Source organism: Actinoplanes sp. NPDC048791 (assembly GCF_040650095.1).
Classification (GTDB): domain Bacteria; phylum Actinomycetota; class Actinomycetes; order Mycobacteriales; family Micromonosporaceae; genus Actinoplanes.
Genome location: NZ_JBEZGQ010000852.1, coordinates 1 through 3,606, shown reverse-complemented (window position 1 = coordinate 3,606; position 3,606 = coordinate 1). Strand labels below are relative to the sequence as shown.

General features: G+C 72.3%; 4 protein-coding genes and 1 pseudogene. All 5 read left to right on the top strand.

Features of this window, described 5'->3' with window-relative positions; genetic code table 11:
• Positions 1–290, top strand: a pseudogene (locus AB0C29_RS38385) (hypothetical protein); the annotation flags it as partial.
• Positions 287–910, top strand: coding sequence for a hypothetical protein (locus tag AB0C29_RS38380; RefSeq protein WP_360831251.1), 624 nt, complete (start codon positions 287–289; stop codon positions 908–910). The pseudogene AB0C29_RS38385 and the gene AB0C29_RS38380, both read left to right, overlap by 4 nt.
• Positions 911–994: 84 nt before the next feature.
• The gene (locus tag AB0C29_RS38375; protein WP_360831248.1) at positions 995–2,359 is read left to right on the top strand and encodes an MFS transporter; all 1,365 of its coding nucleotides are present in this window, start codon (positions 995–997) and stop codon (positions 2,357–2,359) included.
• Positions 2,360–2,378: 19 nt separating this feature from the next.
• On the top strand, positions 2,379–2,735 hold the full coding sequence (locus AB0C29_RS38370) for a GntR family transcriptional regulator (protein WP_360831245.1): 357 nt from the start codon (positions 2,379–2,381) through the stop codon (positions 2,733–2,735).
• A gap of 40 nt (positions 2,736–2,775) precedes the next feature.
• Entirely contained in the window at positions 2,776–3,561 is a 786-nt protein-coding gene (locus tag AB0C29_RS38365; protein WP_360831243.1) for a maleylpyruvate isomerase family mycothiol-dependent enzyme, read from the top strand.
• Positions 3,562–3,606: the final 45 nt, after the last annotated feature.

The following is a 3,606-nucleotide window of genomic DNA, read 5'->3' as shown; positions in this document are numbered from 1 at the left end:
GCGAGGCCCGCGCGGCGCTGTCCGACGAGATCTCCTACCGCTTCACCGACCTGCAGTACGCGCTCAGCGTCGCCGTCGACGACGCGGTCGAGCGGCGGCTGCGTGAGCTCGACGCGCACATCGCCGACATCGACGCCGCCGCGGCCGAGGACGCCGCCGGCCGCGCGAAACGGCGCACCCAGGCGACCGCGGACCTGGCCGCGGTCCGCACCCGGATCAGGCAGGTCGACGAGGTTCTCACGCGGGCGCGTTCCCTGACCCCCGCACCCGCCGATGAGGAGGCGACATGAGCGACGAGCACGGCTGGCCGGATTTCTCGCACGCCGACGGTCACGACGAGCCCGGCGAGGCCCACGACGCCGGCCTCCACGACCCGGGCGGGCACGACGACGCCGGGGCGGACAGCCCGTTCCACGACGACCTGTTCGGTCACGACGACGCCGACCAGGCCGGCTTCGACGCCCACCAGCTGGACGCCGGGCACGACCTCGACGCCCCGCACGACGCCACCGACGGCGGCTGGGACGACCAGCACGAGCCGGGCACCGGCCACGACGACGACACCGGGGCCGGGGTCGTCGACGTGACCGACGGGCACGGCATGGGTCCGGTCGGTGCGGATCCCGACGCGGCGCCGGACCTGGATCAGGTCAGCATGTTCCCACCGGTCGTCGACGTGGGGCCGCTGCCGGAGCCGGTCGACGGGTTCCCGTGGATCGACACCGGCAGTCTCGGGCTGTACCACTCCGGGCTGGTCGAGGCGGTGGCCGAGGAGCCGGTACCGGCGCAGGACCTGGCCGCGTACGCCGGCGAGGACCTGCCGCCCGGCGTCGACCCGTGGGCCGCGCTGGCCGACTCCGACGACCCGGCCACCAGCACTCTGGCCAAGTGGTGGCAGCCGGAGGCCTGACCCGCGAGTTGGCTGTACCCAGGACGGCGCTGAGATGGCATCATCAGCGCGCCGTCCCCCGCCTTTCCGCCTGGAGCCACCCTGATGACCACCACCGTCCCGGTGAGCAACCGGCGTGAACGTACCGGCTGGTACTTCTACGACTGGGCGATGTCCGCCTTCTCCACCACCGTCATCACGGTGTTCCTGGGGCCGTTCCTGACCAGCGTCACCGAGCAGGCCGCCGGGTGCGCGCTGGGCGCCGACGACTGCGACGCGCGGGTGCACCCGTTCGGCCTCAGCATCGCCGCCGGCTCCTACTTCCCGTACCTGGTGTCGCTGTCGGTGCTGCTGACCGTGTTCGTGCTGCCGGTGATGGGTGCGGTCGCCGACCGGGCCGAGCGTAAGAAGCCGCTGCTGGCCGCCGCGGCGTTCCTCGGCTCCGGCGCGACCATCGCGATGGCGTTCGTGACCGGCGAGCGGTACCTGCTGGGCGGGCTGCTGTTCATCGTCGCCAACATCGCGTTCGGCGCGTCGGTGGTCGTCTACAACTCGTTCCTGCCGCGCCTGGCCGGGCCCGACGAACGCGACAAGGTGTCCAGCCGCGGCTGGGCGCTGGGCTACCTCGGCGGCGGGGTTCTGCTGCTGCTCAACCTGGCCGTGGTCACCTGGCTCACCATCGACGGCGACGACCAGCGCACCCTGGACCTGGCCCGCTGGTGCATCGTGTCGGCCGGGGTGTGGTGGGCGGTGTTCACCCTGGTGCCGCTGCGCCGGCTGCGCGAGCACCCCAGCGCCGAGGCCGGTACGGCGGGCGGCAACGTGCTCACCGACGGTTTCCGCCAGCTCGGCAGCACCATCCGCAGCCTGCGGGCGTACCCGTTGACGTTGTTCTTCCTGCTCGCGTTTTTGATCTACAACGACGGCATCCAGACGGTCATCGCCCTGGCCAGCCAGTTCGGCACCGAGGAGCTGAACCTGCCGCAGAGCGCGCTGATCGTGACGATCCTGATCGTGCAGTTCCTGGCGTTCGGCGGGGCGCTGCTGCTGGGCGCGGTCGCCGAGCGCATCGGTGCCCGCAAGACCGTGCTGATCGCCCTGGTCGGCTGGCTCGGGGTCATCCTGGCCGCGTTCTGGCTGCCCGAGGGTGAGCCGCTGCCGTTCATGCTGCTGGGCGTCGCCATCGGCCTGGTCATGGGCGGCAGCCAGGCGCTGAGCCGTTCGCTGTTCAGCCAGCTGATCCCCGACGGCCGCGAAGGCGAGTACTACGGCTTCTACGAGATCAGCGACAAGGGCACGAGCTGGCTGGGGCCGCTGGCTTTCGGGCTGGTGTTCCAGCTGACCAACAGCTACCGCATCGGGCTCGTGTCGCTGGTGGTGTTCTTCATCGTCGGTGGCATCCTGCTGGCGATGGTCCCGATGCGCCGGGCCATCGTCGCGGCCGGCAACACGCCGCCGCGGCTGCTCTGAGCCGGACCCGGGGGCTGCGGTGGACATCGTGATCGACGCGGACTCGGCGGTGCCGCCGTACGAGCAGGTGCGGTTGCGCATCGCCGAGCTGGCCGCCGTCGGTGCGCTGGCGGCCGGCGCGAAGCTGCCGCCGGTGCGGCAGCTCGCCACCGAGCTGGGCCTGGCCGCGAACACCGTCGCCCGCGCCTACCGCGAGCTGGAGCAGGCCGGTCTTGTCGAGACCCGCGGCCGGGCCGGCACGGTGATCACGGCCCGGGCCGCGCAGACCCCGGCGGCGGCGCAGAAGGCCGCGCAACGCTACGCCGAGCAGGTCACCGCGCTGGGCCTGACGCCGCAGGCGGCACTCGACCTGGTCCGGGCCGCCCTGTTCCGATAACCGCTGTCCGATCGTCGCTGCACAGTGGTAGAAAGCCGCGGTGCACAAGACCCTCACGTTTCCTGATCATCTGCGGCTGATCAACGACCGGTCGGCCGCCTTCCGCACGGCGGTCGCCACGGCACCCAGCCTCGACGTGCCGGTGCCGACCCATCCCGGGCGGACGCTGTTCGATCTGGTGCAACACGTGGGCCTGGGCCGCCGCAAGTCAGCCGCCATCGTCGCCGCCGGGCCCGCCGACGCGCCCCCGGACAAGTCGGCCTGGGATGACGGCAGGGGTGCGCCCCGGGAACGCGAGGCGCTGCTGGCCTGGTGGACCGAGTCCGTCGACCAACTGACGAGCGCGCTGCGGGCGGCCGGCCCGGACCGCTGTTGCTGGACGTGGTGGGACGACTCCCCGTCACCACAGACCGCGGGCGCCTGGGCGCGGCGACAGGTCCCCGAGATCGCGGTCCACACCTACGACGCCCAGCTCACCGTGGGCGCCCCGCAGCCGCTGTCGGAGGAGGTCGCCCTCGACGGTTTCGACGACTGCCAGTTCACCCTCTGCGCGACGACGGTCGCCTGGCCCCACGAACCCGCCGTCGTCGAATACCACGCCACCGAGGGCCGCTCCTGGCGCCTGCGGCTCTCCCCCGACGGAGCACAGGTAGCCCATCTCACGCCCGCTGCCGGCGAGGACCCGGACGTGGCCGACGTCTCCGCCCGGGGCCCGGCCAGTGACCTGGTCCTGATGTTCTACGGCCGCATCCCGCTGGATGCCGTGGAGCTCGACGGCGACCGTCGCATCTTCGACCAGCTGATCGCCTGGGACCCGTCCGTCTGAGTGGCGGGGGTCCGCCGTCGTCGCGTCCTAGTCCTCTGGCTCCCA